The following is a 17,151-nucleotide window of genomic DNA, read 5'->3' as shown; positions in this document are numbered from 1 at the left end:
AACCGATGCCCGGTGGCGGCTACGCCTTACCGGGCCTACAAAACCCGTAGGCCCGTGCAAGCGAAGCGCCGCCGGGCATTAACCGCACAAAACTTACAGCACCAGCCCCGCAAAGCTCGCCGACAGCAGGCTCACCAGCGTCGCGCCGTACACCAGACGCAGACCAAACCGCGATACCACGTTCCCCTGCTGCTCGTTAAGGCCCTTTATCGCCCCGGCCACAATGCCGATGGACGCGAAGTTCGCGAAGGACACCAGGAAGACGGACAAAATGCCCAGTCCGCGCGGGGACATCTGATGAGCGATTTTTTGCAGCTCAATCATCGCCACAAATTCATTCGCCACCAGCTTGGTCGCCATAATACTGCCCGCGTTCAGGGCGTCACTCAGCGGAATACCGATAAGCCATGCCAGCGGATAAAACACATAGCCCAAAATCTGCTGGAAGCTCATGCCAAATACGCTGGAGAAGAGGGCGTTAACGGCGCTAATAAGGGCGATAAAGCCAATCAGCATGGCCAGAATAATCATCGCCACCTTAAAACCGGCCAGAATATACTCGCCGAGCATTTCGAAGAAGCTCTGCGATTCATGCAGTTTTTCCAGCTTGATATCCGGCTCCGCTTCCGGACGCGCCGGGTTGATGACCGAGAGAATAATAAAGGTGCTGAACATGTTCAGAATCAGCGCCGCGACGACAAATTTGGCGTCGAGCATGGTCATATAGGCGCCGACAATCGACAGGGAGACCGTCGACATGGCCGTGGCCGCCATGGTGAATAGACGACGAGAGGAGAGATCGCCCAGCACGCCCTTGTAGGCAATGAAGTTTTCCGACTGGCCGAGGATCAGCGAACTCACCGCGTTAAAGGATTCCAGCTTGCCCATACCGTTCAGTTTTGACAGCAGCGTTCCGATGACCCGAATAAAAATCGGCAGGATCCGCCAGTGCTGAAGAATACCAATCAGCGCGGAAATAAAAATAATCGGGCAAAGCACGCCGAGGAAAATGAACGCCAGCCCTTTTTCCCCCATTCCGCCAAAGACGAAATTCGTCCCTTCCGAAGCAAATTTCAGCAGTGATTCAAAGAAGCCGGAAACATATTTAATCAGGAATAAGCCGCTTTCGGCGTGCAGGAAAAAGAACGCCAGCGCAATTTCAATAACAATCAGCTGTAAAACATAACGAATGCGAATTTTTCGGCGGTCGAAACTTACCAGCCAGGCAAGCGCGAGAATAATGACCAGCGCCAGCAGGAAATGGACAATTTTAAACATGGTTTATTTTCAGTTGGTTTTTGAGGAGGATATTTAGCCACAGCGCTGGTTAACCGTAAATGGGCAATTTTATTATAACTTATAAACTTAACGGTAACGTCGGCAACTATTAACCGGCTTTGCATTTACAACTCGTCATCAAAACACCACACATTTCGCTTGTGTTTCTTTTCGCCGTAATGATAATCACTATCACAAGAATTTACCTTTCTTTGCATCAGTTGACCGCGATAAACATTTAAGGTGTCGGCATGTTTGTTCCATTTCTCATTATGTTACGTGAAGGGCTCGAAGCTGCCCTCATCGTGAGCCTCATCGCCAGTTATCTGAAGCGAACCCAGCGCGGGCGCTGGATTGGCGTCATGTGGGTCGGGGTATTCCTTGCCGCGGCGCTCTGTCTGGGCCTTGGTATCCTCATCAACGAAACCACCGGGGAGTTCCCGCAGAAAGAGCAGGAGCTGTTCGAAGGGATCGTCGCCGTGATTGCGGTGGTGATCCTTACCTGGATGGTGTTCTGGATGCGTAAAGTCTCCCGCAACGTGAAGGTGCAGCTGGAGCAGGCGGTGGATAACGCGCTGCAAAAGGGCAATAACCACGGCTGGGCGCTCATTATGATGGTCTTTTTCGCCGTCGCGCGTGAAGGCCTGGAGTCCGTTTTCTTCCTGCTGGCGGCGTTTCAGCAGGATGTCGGTATCTGGCCGCCGGTTGGCGCGATGCTCGGGCTGGCAACCGCCGTTGTGCTGGGCTTTCTGCTCTACTGGGGCGGCATTCGTCTCAATCTGGGCGCCTTCTTCAAGTGGACCAGCCTGTTTATTCTGCTGGTGGCAGCAGGGCTGGCGGCGGGCGCAATCCGCGCCTTCCACGAGGCGGGCCTGTGGAACCACTTCCAGGACGTGGCGTTCGATCTCAGCAACGTGCTCTCCACCCATTCTCTGACCGGCACCCTGCTTGAAGGTATCTTCGGCTATCAGGAAACGCCGAGCGTCAGCGAAGTGGCGATGTACTTTATTTATCTGGTTCCGGCGCTGGTGCTGTTCGCAATGCCGCCGCGTACCGGCTCGCAGGCGTCGCGCGTTACGCCATAATTTTTGTTTTAGCTACAACATACTTTTAAAGGGAAGAGTCATGGCAATTCAGTTCCGTCGTAGTGCGTTATGCGCAGGCATTGCCGCGCTGTTCGCTTCTGCATTCTCCGCCTGGGGCGCGGATGTACCTCAGGTTAAAGTCACCGTCAATGACAAGCAGTGTGAGCCGATGACCCTCACGGTGAACAGCGGCAAAACCCAGTTCATTATTCAGAACCACAGCCAGAAGGCGCTGGAGTGGGAGATCCTGAAAGGGGTTCTGGTGGTGGAGGAGCGCGAAAACATCGCCCCTGGCTTCAGCCAGAAGATGACCGCCAACCTGCAGCCGGGCGAGTATGAGATGACCTGCGGTCTGCTGACCAACCCGAAAGGGAAGCTGATCGTCAAAGGTGAAGCGACGGCCGATGCGGCGAAAGGCGCTGCGGTGCTGAGCCTGGGCGACGCGATTACGGCGTATAAAGCCTATGTCACGAAAGAGACGGCGGACCTGGCGACGGCAACCAAAGCCTTTACCGATGCGGTTAAGGCCGGTGACATCGAAAAAGCGAAATCCCTCTATGCGCCAACCCGTCAGCACTACGAGCGCATCGAGCCGATTGCCGAACTGTTCTCTGACCTTGATGGCAGCATTGATGCCCGCGAAGATGATTTCGAGCAGAAAGCCGCCGATCCGAAATTCACCGGTTTCCACCGTCTGGAGAAAGCCCTGTTTGGCGACAACTCCACCAAAGGGATGGAGAAATACGCCGAGCAGCTGAACGGCGACGTGCTGGAGCTGCAAAAGCGCATCAGCGAGCTGGCCTTCCCGCCGTCAAAAGTAGTGGGCGGCGCGGCCGGTCTGATTGAAGAAGTGGCCGCGAGTAAAATCAGCGGCGAAGAAGATCGCTACAGCCATACCGATCTGTGGGACTTCCAGGCCAACGTCGACGGCGCGCAGAAAATTGTTAACCTGCTGCGACCTCAGCTACAGAAAGATAACGGTGAACTGCTGGCCAAAGTGGATGCCAACTTCAAAAAAGTCGACGCCATTCTGGCGAAGTACCGTACCAAAGACGGGTTTGAAACCTACGATAAGCTGACCGATGCTGACCGTAACGCGCTGAAAGGCCCGATTACCGCCCTGGCGGAAGATCTCTCTCTGCTGCGCGGCGTACTGGGTCTGGACTAAGCACGATGAATAAGCATAACGAGAACGACGTGGTTGAGCCTTCACGTCGTCGATTGTTAAAAGGGGTAGGGGCGCTGGGCGGCGCGCTTGCCCTGGCCGGTGGCTGTCCGGTAGCGCATGCGGCGAAACCGCAAAGCGCGCCCGGCACGCTGTCACCCAATGCCCGCATGGAGACGCAGCCGTTTTATGGCGAGCATCAGTCGGGCATCCTGACGCCGCAGCAGGCGTCCATGATGCTGGTGGCCTTTGATTCGCTGGCCAGCGATAAAGCCGATCTGGAGCGCCTGTTCCGCCTGCTGACGACGCGCATCGCGTTTCTTACCGCGGGCGGACCGGCGCCCGATACGCCGAACCCGCGCCTACCGCCAATGGATTCCGGCATTCTGGGGCCGTTTATCGCCCCGGATAACCTGACCATTACCGTTTCGCTCGGTGAGTCGCTGTTTGATGCGCGCTATGGGCTGGCAAAACATAAGCCGAAAGCGCTGCAGAAAATGACGCGTTTCCCGAATGACTCCCTCGACGCGGCGCTGTGCCACGGCGACCTGCTCCTGCAAATTTGTGCCAATACCCAGGACACTGTGATCCACGCCCTGCGCGATATTATCAAGCACACGCCGGATCTGCTGAGCGTGCGCTGGAAGCGGGAAGGTTTTATCTCGGACCACGCCGCCCGCAGTAAAGGGAAAGAGACCCCGGTTAACCTGCTGGGCTTTAAGGACGGTACGGCCAACCCTGACAGCAGCGATGCGGCGTTGATGCAAGACGTGGTATGGGTGACGGCAGATCAGGGTGAACCGGCGTGGGCGGTGGGCGGCAGCTATCAGGCGGTGCGGATTATTCAGTTCCACGTGGAGTTCTGGGACCGCACGCCGCTCAAAGAGCAGCAGACAATCTTTGGTCGCGATAAGCAAAGCGGCGCGCCGCTCGGCATGAAGAACGAGCATGACGTGCCCGACTACGCCAGCGATCCCAATGGCGATACCATCGCGCTGGACAGCCACATTCGTCTGGCCAATCCGCGAACCAAAGAGACACAGTCCAGCCTGATGATGCGCCGGGGCTACAGCTATTCGCTCGGCGTGACCAATTCCGGCCAGCTCGATATGGGCCTGCTGTTCGTCTGCTATCAGCACGATCTGGAAAAAGGCTTCCTGACCGTACAGAAGCGGCTCAACGGCGAAGCGCTGGAAGAGTACATTAAGCCTATCGGCGGCGGCTATTTCTTTGCCCTGCCGGGCGTGCGCGACCGGAACGCGTACCTCGCTCAAGGTCTTATTGAATCCTGATAATTGTCCCCGCAACGGTTCGCGGGGACATTATTTTTTCATATGACTATCTTGTTGTTATATTTCTGTAATATTCATATATGAGACTGATTCCACCTGTAGGGACAGTCTTAAAAGTTGCATTCAGGTAAAATAAATGTTGCATTTATGATAACTCCTGATGTACTTAAGATAAGACAGCGGTAGTTCCCGGCAGTGATGCTGAATCACTATGGAGATCGCGAATGGTTGCGTCCTGTACTGGACAAGGTAAACATAACAACCGCAGCACCCGGCGCGGAGGCTCAGACTCCGGCAGCGATTTCCTCACCACTAAATTCTCCCCCCTTCCTCAAGAATCTGATTCGACCGACGTGCAGAACGGTGCGCGTAGCTGTTCCGTATCGTCATCCGATAAAGCAAGCAATGGCTTACAAGGAAGCCAACCCTCTGATGTTCGTGCGCATAATCGTGCCGAAGCTGGCGCGTGTGATGAATACCAACAACTCAAGGTGCTATCCATGGGAAGACAAAAAGCAGTGATCAAAGCTCGTCGCGAAGCAAAACGTGTGCTGAGACGGGATTCACGTAGCCATAAACAGCGTGAAGAAGAATCGGTCACCTCGCTTGTGCAGATGAGTGGCGTAGAAGCAATTGGCATGGCCCGAGACAGCCGTGATAATTCTCCAATTGTGGCGCGCAATGAGGCTCAGGCGCACTACCTGAATGCTATCGAGAGTAAACAGCTCATCTTTGCAACCGGTGAAGCCGGATGCGGGAAAACCTGGATTAGTGCAGCCAAAGCGGCGGAAGCGCTGATTCATAAGGACGTGGAGAGAATTATTGTTACCCGTCCGGTACTGCAGGCTGATGAAGATCTCGGCTTCCTGCCCGGAGATATTTCGGAGAAGTTTGCCCCGTACTTCAGGCCCGTCTATGACGTGCTGGTGAAGCGACTGGGTGCATCCTTCATGCAGTACTGCCTGCGACCAGAGATTGGCAAGGTGGAAATCGCGCCGTTCGCCTATATGCGCGGACGTACATTTGAAAATGCGGTCGTCATTCTTGACGAGGCTCAGAATGTGACCGCTGCGCAAATGAAGATGTTTTTAACGCGCCTCGGGGAGAACGTGACGGTTATCGTTAACGGCGATATTACCCAGTGTGACCTGCCATCCGGCGTGAAGTCCGGGCTGAGCGACGCCATGTCACGTTTTGAGGAAGATGAGATGATTGGGGTGGTACGCTTCACCAAAGAGGACTGCGTGCGCTCCGCGCTCTGCCAGCGCACGCTGCAAGCGTATTATTGAGTTTGCTGTTGTGTTCAAGGCCCGGGAAACCGGGCTTTGTTTTTTGTGCGGGCATGATGTCGGGTGACGCTGCGCTTACCCGACCTACAATACCCGTAGGCCTGGTAAGCGCAGCGCCACCAGGCATAAAGAGCGCAGGGAATCTCAAGGTTCGAATCCCCTGGCGGCGATCCAAAAGAAAAAAGCCCGTACTTTCGTACGAGCTCTCATCTCAAATATGGCGGTGAGGGGGGGGATTGACTCGCTTCGCTCGCCCTGCGGGCAGCCTGTTCGCTTCGCTCTCAGTCTGTCCAACTGGCTGTCGCCAGTTTTCGAACCCCGGTCGGGGATTCTCATCCCCCCCAGAGGTGTGCAACATGCAAAAAAAAGCCCGCATTTTCATGCGAGCTCTTCTTTAAATATGGCGGTGAGGGGGGATTGACTCGCTTCGCTCGCCCTGCGGGCAGCCTGTTCGCTTCGCTCTCAGTCTGTCCAACTGGCTGTCGCCAGTTGTCGAACCCCGGTCGGGGATTCTCATCCCCCCAGAGGTGTGCAACATGCAAAAAAAAGCCCGCATTTTCATGCGAGCTCTTCTTTAAATATGGCGGTGAGGGGGGGATTCGAACCCCCGATACGTTGCCGTATACACACTTTCCAGGCGTGCTCCTTCAGCCACTCGGACACCTCACCATATTGTTTTGCTGCCTGACCGCTTGGGGGGCAACGGGGCGCTACTATAGGGAGTTGTGCTAAAACGGTCAAGCAGATTTTCTGTATTCGTGCTCGTTCGGTTAAGCCTTAATCAGCTCTTGTCGCAGCACGGGTTATTAACGCTGTGAATCGAGCACTTCGCTGTTTTTAACCACTTCCTGTGCTTTGCCGTAGCTTTCGATCAGCAGCTGGTAAGCCGGGAAGATGTGGGTATACACCTCAGCCCACTCGGCTGCGTCCTCACGGTTCCAGGTTCTCTGGATCTCAGAGGCCACCGCCGCCGTATCCATCGGGACCACACCTGCCTGCACCACGCGCGCCAGGGTGATCTCCTGCGCCATTTTGCTGTAGGTGCCGGAGGCATCAATCACCGCAAACACTTTATAGCCGTCCGCCACCGCGCTGATTGACGGGAAGGCCATGCAAACGCTGGTGATTGTGCCCGCGATAATCAACGTCTTGCGTCCGGTCGCTTTCACCGCGGCCACGAACTCCGGATTATCCCAGGCGTTAATTTCACCTTTACGGGCAACATATTGCGCATGCGGCGCGTTGGCGTGGATCTCCGGGATAAGCGGTCCGTTCGGTCCCTGCGGGACGGACGCGGTGGTGATCACCGGGATCTTCGCCAGGGTAGCGATTTTTGCCAGCGCAGCCGCACGGGCGCGCAGTTCAGGCATTGGCATATCTCCAACGGTCTGGAACAGGCCGCTCTGGTGATCGATAAGCAACATCACCGCATCGTTCACATCAATAACCGGACGAGTGCCGTTAAAATTCGCAGGTGTAGACATTATCTTCTCCTTTATTACGTTCAGATCTGGCCGAAGCGGCCGGAGTTAAAATCACGAATGGCTTCGTTGATTTCGCTTTTACTGTTCATCACAAACGGGCCATAGCCCACGATGGGTTCATTCAGCGGCTCGCCGGCCATCAGAAGCACTTTGGCATCGCTGTTCGCCTCCAGGTGCAGTTTGTCGCCTTCCTGACTCAATACGACCAGCTGAGCTTCACCCGCCTGCGTTGTACCGTTCACCGTGATGTTGCCTTCAAGCACGACCAGCGCGGTGCTCCAGCCTTCGGGCTGATTGAGCGTCAGATGGCTTCCCTGGTTCAACGCGATGTCCCAGACGTTCAGCGGTGAGAAGGTGTGCGCCGGGCCGGTAACCTCGTCGTAGCGACCGGCAATCACCCGCAGGGTGCCGCTGTTGTCCGGCAGCGTTACAACCGGGATGTCGCTTTTGGTGATGCTCTGGTAGCCCGGTGCCGCCATCTTGTCTTTCGCCGGCAGGTTGACCCAGAGCTGCATCATTTTCAGCTCTCCGCCTTTCTGCGAGAACGCGCTTGAGTGGAACTCCTCGTGCAAAATGCCTGCACCTGCCGTCATCCACTGCACGTCGCCGGGGCCAATAACGCCGCCTTTACCTGTGGAGTCGCGATGCTCCACTTCACCGGAATAGACGATGGTGACCGTTTCAAAACCCCGGTGAGGGTGTTGGCCTACGCCGCGTTTCGCCCCATCTGCTGGAAAGGTGTACGGGCCCGCGTAGTCCAGCAGCAGGAACGGGCTTAGCGGCTCGCCGTGCGTCTGATAAGAGAACATTGAACGGACCGGGAAACCATCGCCAACCCAGTGCTGGCGGGGAGCGGTATAAACGCCTGTTACGTTTTTCATGATTAACTCCTGATGTTCTGTTGATGTAATTAGCTTATATTCAGAGTTAATATCCCGGTAGATAGTGAAAATGGCATTCACTGTTCTGAAAATGGAACGATGAGGATTTATGCAGGATCTCAATGACTTCGTCTGGTTTGTGAAGGTGGTGGACTACGGTGGCTTTGCCGCGGCGGGAAGGGCGCTTGATCTGCCAAAGTCCAGGCTGAGCCGCCGGATAGCGCAGCTGGAAGAACGCCTTGGCGTGCGGCTTATCCACCGAACAACCCGACAGTTTACGGTGACCGAGGTCGGGCAGACCTTCTACCAGCACTGTAAAGCGATGATGGTGGAGGCCGAGGCCGCGGAGGAAGCCGTTGCGGCACTGCAGGCTGAACCGCGCGGTGTTGTTAGAATTACGTGCCCGATAACTCTGTTGCATGTCCACGTGGGTCCGATGCTGGCCAGATTTATGGCGCGCTACCCCGGAATCAATCTTCAGCTTGAGGCGACCAACCGGCGGGTAGACCTGGTGGGTGAGGGGGTTGATATCGCGATCCGCGTACGCCCGCGTCCGTTTGATGACAGCGACCTGGTATTAAGGGTGCTGGCTGACAGGGGGCATTGTCTGGTCGCCGGTCCGGCCTTAATTCAGCGTATGGGCGAACCCATTGTGCCATCTGAACTCAGTGCCTGGCCCGGGTTAAGCATGAACGAGGGGAAACATATTCATAAATGGGAGCTGTCCGGTCCCGGAGGTGCCAAAGCGGAGATCCATTACCACCCTCGATTGATCACCACCGACATGCTGGCGCTACGTGAAGCTGCCATGGCAGGCATCGGCGTGGTGCAACTGCCGATTTTGATGGTCAAGGACCAGCTGGCGTCAGGGGAACTGGTACGGGTGCTCGACGCGTGGGAACCCCGACGGGAAGTGATTCACGCGGTTTATCCTTCGCGGCGCGGTCTGCTGCCGTCGGTCAGGACGCTGGTGGATTTTCTGACCGAAGAGTATGCGAAGATGGTGGAAGAGTAGCTTTTTGTAGGTCGGGTAAGCGCAGCGCCACCCGACATGAGTTTCGCACAGAGCCGCAAGGTTCGAATCCACCGCAGGTGTGCAAGATGCGAAAAAAAGCCCGCATTTTCATGCGAGCTCTTCTTTAAATATGGCGGTGAGGGGGGGATTGACTCGCTTCGCTCGCCCTGCGGGCAGCCTGTTCGCTTCGCTCTCAGTCTGTCCAACTGGCTGTCGCCAGTTGTCGAACCCCTGTCGGGGGTTCTCATCCCCCCTTTACGGAGAATATAAAAGAAAAAAGCCCGTACTTTCGTACGAGCTTTCATCTCGAATATGGCGGTGAGGGGGGGATTCGAACCCCCGATACGTTGCCGTATACACACTTTCCAGGCGTGCTCCTTCAGCCACTCGGACACCTCACCATATTGTCATCCCGTTGTTGCCGGGACGGGCGCTAATGTAAGGAAAAGCCGAACTGCCGTCAACTCACTTTTTCAGTAATTTAGCGCGTTTAGACAAACTTCAAGCAACCTGGCTCCTAAATGTGCACAAAGCGTCTCTTTTATCAGCAACGCGGTTTCCTGATAAATTTGTTATGCTGGCAATCCACTTGAAAATGAAAACAAAACAGCGCAATAAAAGGCAGGAATGACCATGGATATTCTCTTCTATCACCCTACATTTGATACCGCTTACTGGATTGACTCACTTTCGGCGGCGCTGCCCGGCGCACGCGTACGCGAGTGGAAGCGTGGCGATAATGAACATGCCGACTATGCGCTGGTCTGGCATCCTCCGGTTGAGATGCTCCAGGGCCGCAAGCTGAAGGCCGTTTTTGCCCTGGGAGCAGGCGTGGATTCCATTCTGAGCAAACTGAAGGCACACCCTGAAATGCTGCCGGAAGACGTCCCTCTGTTCCGCCTGGAAGATACCGGAATGGGCCAGCAGATGCAGGAATATGCCGTGAGTCAGGTACTGCACTGGTTCCGCCGCTTCGATGACTATCAGCTATTTAAACAGCAGGCCCACTGGGAACCGCTTCCCGATTACCGTCGCGAAGACTTTACGATCGGCATCCTCGGTGCGGGCGTGCTGGGCTCAAAAGTGGCCGAAGCGCTCGCTCCTTGGGGGTTCCCGCTGCGCTGCTGGAGCCGCAGCCGCAAGGATTATCCGGGCGTTGAGAGCTTTGCCGGAACGGATGAGCTTCCTGCCTTTCTGAAAGGCACGCGCGTGCTTATTAACCTGTTGCCAAACACGGCGGAAACGGTAGGGATCATCAATGAAGCCCTGCTCAACCAGCTCCTCGACCAGAGCTACCTGATGAACCTCGCGCGCGGGGTCCATGTCGTGGAAGGCGATCTGCTGAAGGCGCTGGACAGCGGAAAGCTCAAAGGCGCCATGCTGGATGTCTATAGCCGTGAGCCGCTGCCCGCGGAAAGCCCGCTGTGGGCGCACCCGCGCGTGGCGATGACTCCGCACGTGGCTGCCGTAACGCGTCCGGCAGAAGCGGTGGCGTATATCTCCCATACCATCAGCGAAATGGAAAAGGGTCACGCGGTCACCGGACAGGTCGACAGACAGCGCGGCTACTGAGAGAAACCCGGCGTTCGCCGGGTTTTTGCTAATATTCGCCGCTGATAACTGCTATCCTTTGGAAAAACCGCAGAGGAGAGAGAGATGTATCCCGTTGACCTGCATATGCACACCGTCGCCAGTACCCACGCGTATAGCAACCTCCATGATTATATCGCCCAGGCGAAGCTTAAAGGCATCAAGCTGTTCGCGATCACCGATCATGGCCCGGACATGGCGGATGCGCCGCACTACTGGCATTTTGTGAATATGCGGATCTGGCCACGTCTGGTGGACGGCATTGGGATACTGCGCGGCATTGAGGCGAACATCAAAAATACCGACGGTGAGATCGACTGCACCGGCCCGATGCTGACCTCACTTGATCTTATTCTCGCCGGTTTCCATGAGCCGGTTTTCCCACCTCAGGATAAAGGCACCAATACCGCGGCGATGATTGCCACCATTGCCAGCGGCAATGTGCACATTATCAGCCACCCCGGCAACCCGAGGTACCCGATTGATATTCAGGCTGTCGCGCAGGCGGCAGCGAAGCACCGCGTGGCGCTGGAGATTAATAACTCCTCCTTTGTTCACTCGCGTAAGGGCAGCGAAGCCAACTGTCGCGAAGTGGCGGCCGCCGTGCGTGACGCGGGTGGAATGGTGGCGCTGGGCTCGGATTCTCATACCGCGTTTACGCTGGGTGATTTCAGCGAGTGCCTGAAAGTGCTGAATGATGTTAACTTCCCGGAAGCGCAAATCCTGAACGTGACCCCACGCCGCCTGCTCGATTTCCTCGAGTCGCGCGGAATGGAACCGATTGCCGAATTTGCCGATCTTTAATTGTGTAATGGAATCATAAAAATGAACGAGTTTTCCATCCTCTGCCGCGTGCTGGGTACGCTGTATTATCGTCAGCCGCAAGACCCGCTGCTGGTTCCGCTCTTTACGTTAATTCGTGAAGGCAAACTGGCGCAGAACTGGCCGCTGGAACAGGATGATTTACTGGAGCGTCTGCAAAAAAGCTGCGATATGCAGCAGATCGCGACGGACTACAATGCGCTGTTCGTCGGCGATGAGTGCCGCGTTTCGCCATACCGTTCAGCCTGGCAGGAAGGGGCAACGGAAGCGGAAGTCCGCGCGTTCCTCTCCACGCGCGGTATGCCGCTGAGCGATACGCCGGCCGATCATATCGGTACGCTGCTGCTGGCGGCATCCTGGATCGAAGACAACGCCGGTGATGATGAGAACGAAGCCATCGAAACCCTGTTCGAAACTTACCTGCTGCCGTGGGTCGGGACATTCCTGGGTAAAGTCGAAGCGCATGCCACCTCGCCATTCTGGAGAACGCTGGCCCCGCTGACCCGCGATGCTATCGCGGCGATGTGGGATGAGCTGGAAGAAGAGAACGAAGAGTGATTTGGGTCACAAAAATTCTGCAACTCAACATTCCAACTTGCACGTAATGTGCTGCCGATCTCATTTCTATGGTGCGCTTCTGCTAAGATGCGCGCCATGAACATATTACTTTGTATCGCAATTACGACAGGTATTCTCTCCGGGCTCTGGGGATGGGTGGCCATGTCACTGGGATTGCTCAGCTGGGCCGGGTTCCTTGGCTGTACCGCCTATTTCGCCTGTCCGCAGGGGGGCGTCAAAGGGCTCTTAATCTCTGGCTGCACGCTGATGAGCGGTGTTATCTGGGCGCTGGTGATCGTGAAAGGCAGCGCGCTGGCGCCGCATCTGGAAATCCTGGGATACGTCATGACGGGTGTCGTCGCCTTTTTAATGTGCATCCAGGCCAGGCATCTGCTGCTTTCATTTGTGCCGGGAACCTTTATGGGGGCGTGCGCGACCTTTGCAGGGCAGGGTGACTGGAAGCTGGTGGTCCCCTCGCTGGCGCTGGGGCTGCTGTTTGGCTATGCCATGAAAAACAGCGGTCTGTGGCTGGCGTCGCGGCGGGAAAAAGCGCAAAACATCACGGCAGTGAGCGAATAAAAAAAGGCGAGATAATCATCTCGCCTTTTTTATGCGCTTCCTGTCAGGATTCCGGAGGGACTGACATATCGCGGTATTTCACCAGGATCGGATTCTGCACGTCTGCTTTGTTTTGCAGATCCCACAGCCCGCGGTCTATACCGTCGTTAATTAAGTAGATCACGCCGGTTTCAATGGCTGACATCAGACACATCATGACCGGCTCGTTAGAGGTGTAGCCGATTTCACCTTCCAGCAAACGCTGGTAATCGATGAAGCGGAATACCCCAGCCTGAACTTCATAAGAAAGAATGGTTTTGCTGGTGTTCACCGAAGAGAGCACTTCGCCTGTACTGACGTTAACCACACGCAGGTTAACGGCGATTTGGTCGAGCTGATACTGGGTATCCGCACCGATACCGAAGTAACGTGCTCCCGCACCACCCGATTTAACGTTACTTTCGTAGCCAATAATCGATCCTTCAATCATCACGTTCGCTGCTGCCAGAGATTCCAGAGGCGTTCGGTTATTGGCCGCGACGGTACCATTTTCCTGTGCGGCGCGAATGATTTTCCGTTCATTCAACAGGTTCTGAAGACCCTGTCGTTCCAGCGGAATAAACCAGTGCGAATCCTTAAGCGCGGTAACCAGCATCGCGGTGGCGCTTTGCGGCACGGCCGTGGAGAAGTTACTTGCCGGGTAAGGTTTAAATTGCCCGGTTTCATCCTGAATGTTGTATACGGAGACAAATATTTTCCCCGTTGGAGCAGGTAAATGCGTTAAATCACGATAACTCTGGGCCCGAGGCATTAATGTAGGTTTTGCAGCTTCTTTAGGTGGAGCAGTTAAACAACCGCTCAATAAGCACACTGCAACAAATATCAGGAAGCGCTGCATGATCGTTGTCCTTATTTAGCTATTGTTTAAAAGTCAGTTGAATTACTTTGTAGACCGGAAACCTGAATGGTGGAGATTCTTCCGGTTTTACGATCGGTTACGTTCAACTGAAGCTGTCCGTCCGTGTTGGCGATATCAACGATAAAGTCGTTGGTCACCATCCGGCCTGGTTTACCGGTATTAATGTTGGTCAGTAACCCGCCTAAAATCTGCGACTGGATAGCCTGAGTGAAGTTGTCCAGTGCGGACGGGGTATCAATGCTAAAATCCTTTAAGCTCGGATCCTTATAGGAGTTTTGCGCCTGGGCTTCGTTCAGCAGGAACGCGCCGTTATTAGGGTTACCGCCAAAGTTAGGGTTACGGAACTGAAACGTCATGTTTCCGGCCCAGCTTATAGGTGTTATCAGCATTATCGAAACAACTGCATATGCAATACGCATGACAGCCTCCGCATATCGGTTCGCTAGAACTCGTCTTTTGCTAAATCGCTAGTGCTTAATAGGGCTTTATCTATTTGCAGGCGATTAATAGCGTCTTCTGATTGTTCCAGTGCTAAGACGACGTTTTTATCGAAGTCCATTTTGGTGGGGAATAAAAACGTTTGATAAATAACGTTCTGATTAGCCGTTATTGTTATCCAACTTCCCCATCGTGCACTGGGCCGCTCGTTGATTGTTATATTTCCGGTATAGGTACTTTCCCATTTGTCACTGAAGGCACGGTAAAAACTGTGCCCGACCGATGAGACAGTGTGGTCTGTTAACAATCCGGGAACTTCGACCTCGACGGCCTTCAGATTCCCGGCAGCGAGCAGGAAACTCGCTGCGGCGATCCAACTCAACGTGCGCTTCATGTGATTAACGCCTGAGGTTATCGTTTGCCCACGAAACAGCCTGAGTTCGGTTTTTCACAGCTATCTTCTTGAAAAGATTATAAAGGTGCGTCTTTACCGTATTTTCGCTGATAAATAACGAACGGGCGATTTCAATATTTGAAGCACCAATGCGTAACTTGTTCAGGATCTCTTTCTCACGGTGCGTGAGCAGGGCTGACTCTGAGCTGTTATAGCGATAATTTCCGGAGTGCGTGATGAGATAGCTGGCAAGCTTTTGCGAAAAATAACACTCTCCTCGCAATATACCTTGCAGCCCCTCTACCACCCGGTCTTCTTCTTCCGTGACGTAGAACACGCCATTGATATGCGGCCAGCTTTCAATATCCCTGAAAGGATATTCATCAGGCGTATTCAACAATAGCACGCGGATATTATTGTTTTTCCTGCTTAAAATATCCTGCCAGTAATGGATAAGCTTTTTATCAGCTTCCATCATATCGAAAAGAATGATGCTGCCAGGTGCAATATCATCAAAAGAACGTTGAATATTATGCAATTTCCCGTTCAATGATAAAGATTGCTTTAAATGTTGTAATAACGCTGTCGCTTGCAAAGAAGGTTTTGTGATCAACAGTAATGTATGACCATGTAAACTATGGACTTCATTATACATGATGAAACCCCACTTTTTTTTGGCACCTGGCAGCTGTCCTCCTGTTTAAAAGAGGACACCAGAAGTACTGACAGATGTTGCACTGCTGTGTGTAGAATCAGACCATAACCTCCAGAGGGAGGTAAATATAAAACCAATTTCGTACATCTAATTTCAATCTAGCTTTTACGAAGTTTAAAGCAAGTGTTAAACATGTAACAGAATGTAAAAATCAATATTAATTTGTTAAAATCACTTGTCGTGAATCGCGATAATTGATGAGAAAGTTGTACACGTAAATAGAGGTGCACAGATTTTAAAAATCATACAAATATTTCCATCTATTTGATTTTTATAATTATTTATTATTTTTGTGTCGCTGTGATTAAGTATGAGTTACCGATTATTTCTAAGCCCGCGAATGAGCTGCTGTCTGGCTTAAGAAAACAGGCTTCGTGTCACGCGATGAAAAAAATGATCCTCAGCCGTTACGTTTAAGCTACGCGGGATGAAGCGTGGACAGCCTTCGTCTCGATGTACAACACTTTCGCAAAACGCCTTTAATAAAAAATATAAGCTGGCCTGATTAAAGTGATTTTTGATGTAAATTACGACTTTGTGGTGAGCCGATAAATAAAAATAAGCCGCGTGGGTGAGATATTTAAAATGTTTCAGCGGACATACTCTTCACCGTAACGACGCGTTAACACAATACGAGTCGTTTTAACAAATAACATTGTTAAAGGGTTATGGCACGATTAAATAGCCAGGTCCAGGGTGACAACATGAAAAACGCATCGTTAATTATGATGTTTACATTACTGGGTGCGCCTGGATTTGTAACCGCAGCGAATTCAGATTTGGCAAATTCTGAATATAACTTTGCGGTTAACGAATTAAGTCTTTCATCACTAAATCAGGCAGCCATTATTGGTCAACGGGGCGTTTTCAATAACGCTGAGGTTAGCCAGGACGGTTCAAGACTCTTATCCATTGTATCCCAGGATGGGGTAGGTAACAGAGCGAGAGTTGATCAATCAGGGGGTTACAATATTGCCTGGATCGATCAGAGCGGTAACGCGAATGATGCAGGTATTACGCAAGATGGATACGGTAATAGCGCGAAAATTATCCAGAAAGGGTCGGGTAATAGAGCAAATATTACGCAGTACGGTACGCAGAAAACCGCAGTTGTAGTGCAGAAACAGTCGCAAATGGCGATTAACGTTATTCAACATTAGCGCGTTGGCGACGACTTTAATCAATCCGATGGGGGTTTACCATGAAATTTCTCAAAGTGGCAGCGCTTGCAGCAATCGTAGTTTCTGGTAGTGCTATGGCGGGTTCTATTAATCAGGGCGGCTGGGGTCATGGACATGGTCATGGCGGATACAGTGGCCCAAATTCCACCCTGAATATTTATCAGGACGGTGGCGGTAACTCAGCGGTAGCTCTGCAGACAGACGCCAGAAATTCTGTACTGAATATTAGCCAGAAAGGTGGCGGTAACGGCGCTGACGTTGGTCAGGGTTCTGATGACAGTAAAATCAACCTGTCCCAGAAAGGTTTTGGCAACAGTGCGACACTTGATCAGTGGAACAGTAAAAAATCCGTTATGAACGTTAGCCAGTCCGGCGGCTTTAACGGTGCACTCGTAGATCAGACTGCTTCCAACTCGACTGTTAACGTGACCCAGATCGGCTTTGGTAACCACGCGACAGCTCATCAGTACTGATACTGAAATCTGTG

Annotated in this window: 18 protein-coding genes, 2 tRNA genes and 1 other RNA gene; 11 read left to right on the top strand and 10 right to left on the bottom strand. The window is 53.3% G+C overall.

All coding sequences use genetic code 11. The features are described from left to right. Positions 1-93: 93 nt before the first annotated feature. Positions 94-1,278: a NupC/NupG family nucleoside CNT transporter gene (locus P346_RS16570; protein WP_032658070.1), complete on the bottom strand. Its 1,185-nt coding sequence runs from the start codon at positions 1,276-1,278 to the stop codon at positions 94-96. 251 nt (positions 1,279-1,529) lie between these two features. On the opposite strand from P346_RS16570, the gene efeU reads away from it, so the two are divergent. The 4 genes from efeU to phoH all read left to right on the top strand — a co-directional run bounded on the left by efeU (position 1,530) and on the right by phoH (position 6,109). Then, a complete protein-coding gene (efeU, locus tag P346_RS16575) occupies positions 1,530-2,363 on the top strand; it encodes an iron uptake transporter permease EfeU (RefSeq protein ID WP_032658068.1) in 834 nt (277 codons plus the stop codon). A gap of 40 nt (positions 2,364-2,403) precedes the next feature. Next, complete coding sequence (gene efeO / locus P346_RS16580) at positions 2,404-3,531, top strand: iron uptake system protein EfeO (RefSeq protein ID WP_032658066.1); 1,128 nt, start codon at positions 2,404-2,406, stop codon at positions 3,529-3,531. Between the two features lie 5 nt (positions 3,532-3,536). Further along, complete coding sequence (efeB, locus tag P346_RS16585) at positions 3,537-4,820, top strand: iron uptake transporter deferrochelatase/peroxidase subunit (RefSeq protein WP_032658065.1); 1,284 nt, start codon at positions 3,537-3,539, stop codon at positions 4,818-4,820. Between the two features lie 500 nt (positions 4,821-5,320). Next, positions 5,321-6,109, top strand: coding sequence for a phosphate starvation-inducible protein PhoH (phoH, locus tag P346_RS16590; RefSeq protein WP_024908976.1), 789 nt, complete (start codon positions 5,321-5,323; stop codon positions 6,107-6,109). 401 nt (positions 6,110-6,510) lie between these two features. On the opposite strand, the gene P346_RS22310 is transcribed toward phoH, so the two are convergent. The 4 genes from P346_RS22310 to P346_RS16605 form a co-directional block, all read right to left on the bottom strand. After that, a non-coding RNA gene (locus tag P346_RS22310) (RtT sRNA) lies at positions 6,511-6,646 on the bottom strand. Between the two features lie 44 nt (positions 6,647-6,690). Then, a tRNA-Ser gene (locus P346_RS16595) sits at positions 6,691-6,778 on the bottom strand. Positions 6,779-6,915: 137 nt separating this feature from the next. Next, positions 6,916-7,593: an isochorismatase family protein gene (locus tag P346_RS16600; protein ID WP_032638688.1), complete on the bottom strand. Its 678-nt coding sequence runs from the start codon at positions 7,591-7,593 to the stop codon at positions 6,916-6,918. A gap of 20 nt (positions 7,594-7,613) precedes the next feature. Beyond that, entirely contained in the window at positions 7,614-8,474 is an 861-nt protein-coding gene (locus tag P346_RS16605) for a pirin family protein (protein WP_032658063.1), read from the bottom strand. Between the two features lie 109 nt (positions 8,475-8,583). Here P346_RS16605 and P346_RS16610 point away from each other — a divergent pair, with 109 nt between their 5' ends. After that, positions 8,584-9,489, top strand: coding sequence for a LysR family transcriptional regulator (locus P346_RS16610; RefSeq protein WP_032658062.1), 906 nt, complete (start codon positions 8,584-8,586; stop codon positions 9,487-9,489). Between the two features lie 313 nt (positions 9,490-9,802). On the opposite strand, the gene P346_RS16615 is transcribed toward P346_RS16610, so the two are convergent. After that, positions 9,803-9,890 (bottom strand) — tRNA-Ser (locus P346_RS16615). A gap of 232 nt (positions 9,891-10,122) precedes the next feature. Here P346_RS16615 and ghrA point away from each other — a divergent pair. From ghrA to P346_RS0121495, 4 genes are all read left to right on the top strand, one after another. Beyond that, positions 10,123-11,061, top strand: coding sequence for a glyoxylate/hydroxypyruvate reductase GhrA (ghrA, locus tag P346_RS16620; RefSeq protein ID WP_032658060.1), 939 nt, complete (start codon positions 10,123-10,125; stop codon positions 11,059-11,061). Between the two features lie 84 nt (positions 11,062-11,145). Beyond that, the gene (locus P346_RS16625; RefSeq protein WP_032658058.1) at positions 11,146-11,883 is read left to right on the top strand and encodes a phosphatase; all 738 of its coding nucleotides are present in this window, start codon (positions 11,146-11,148) and stop codon (positions 11,881-11,883) included. A gap of 21 nt (positions 11,884-11,904) precedes the next feature. Then, positions 11,905-12,459, top strand: a complete 555-nt coding sequence (locus tag P346_RS16630; RefSeq protein WP_029740002.1) for a TorD/DmsD family molecular chaperone — start codon at positions 11,905-11,907, stop codon at positions 12,457-12,459. Between the two features lie 96 nt (positions 12,460-12,555). Further along, positions 12,556-13,038, top strand: coding sequence for a DUF1097 domain-containing protein (locus P346_RS0121495; RefSeq protein ID WP_202962602.1), 483 nt, complete (start codon positions 12,556-12,558; stop codon positions 13,036-13,038). 43 nt (positions 13,039-13,081) lie between these two features. On the opposite strand, the gene csgG is transcribed toward P346_RS0121495, so the two are convergent. From csgG to csgD, 4 genes are read right to left on the bottom strand one after another with little or no spacing between them, the layout of a single operon-like run. Then, positions 13,082-13,915: a curli production assembly/transport protein CsgG gene (gene csgG, locus P346_RS16635; protein ID WP_024908984.1), complete on the bottom strand. Its 834-nt coding sequence runs from the start codon at positions 13,913-13,915 to the stop codon at positions 13,082-13,084. A 26-nt stretch (positions 13,916-13,941) separates the two neighbouring features. Beyond that, the gene (csgF, locus tag P346_RS16640) at positions 13,942-14,355 is read right to left on the bottom strand and encodes a curli production assembly/transport protein CsgF (protein ID WP_023311106.1); all 414 of its coding nucleotides are present in this window, start codon (positions 14,353-14,355) and stop codon (positions 13,942-13,944) included. Between the two features lie 23 nt (positions 14,356-14,378). Then, the gene (gene csgE, locus P346_RS16645; RefSeq protein ID WP_032658054.1) at positions 14,379-14,768 is read right to left on the bottom strand and encodes a curli production assembly/transport protein CsgE; all 390 of its coding nucleotides are present in this window, start codon (positions 14,766-14,768) and stop codon (positions 14,379-14,381) included. A gap of 4 nt (positions 14,769-14,772) precedes the next feature. Further along, positions 14,773-15,423 (bottom strand): biofilm master transcriptional regulator CsgD, encoded by a 651-nt coding sequence (gene csgD, locus P346_RS0121490; RefSeq protein WP_021240790.1) that lies wholly within the window; start codon positions 15,421-15,423, stop codon positions 14,773-14,775. A gap of 764 nt (positions 15,424-16,187) precedes the next feature. Between csgD and csgB the strand changes: the two genes are divergently transcribed. Together csgB and csgA are read left to right on the top strand one after the other, a co-directional pair. Further along, entirely contained in the window at positions 16,188-16,643 is a 456-nt protein-coding gene (csgB, locus tag P346_RS16650) for a curli minor subunit CsgB (RefSeq protein WP_029739999.1), read from the top strand. A gap of 41 nt (positions 16,644-16,684) precedes the next feature. Continuing rightward, positions 16,685-17,137, top strand: coding sequence for a curli major subunit CsgA (gene csgA / locus P346_RS16655; protein WP_023311110.1), 453 nt, complete (start codon positions 16,685-16,687; stop codon positions 17,135-17,137). Positions 17,138-17,151 lie beyond the last annotated feature (14 nt).

This window comes from Enterobacter sp. DC1 (assembly GCF_000568075.1).
GTDB classification, from domain to species: domain Bacteria; phylum Pseudomonadota; class Gammaproteobacteria; order Enterobacterales; family Enterobacteriaceae; genus Enterobacter; species Enterobacter asburiae.
The sequence above is the reverse complement of the archived record's forward strand: the minus strand, read 5'-3'. Positions and strand labels throughout refer to the sequence as shown.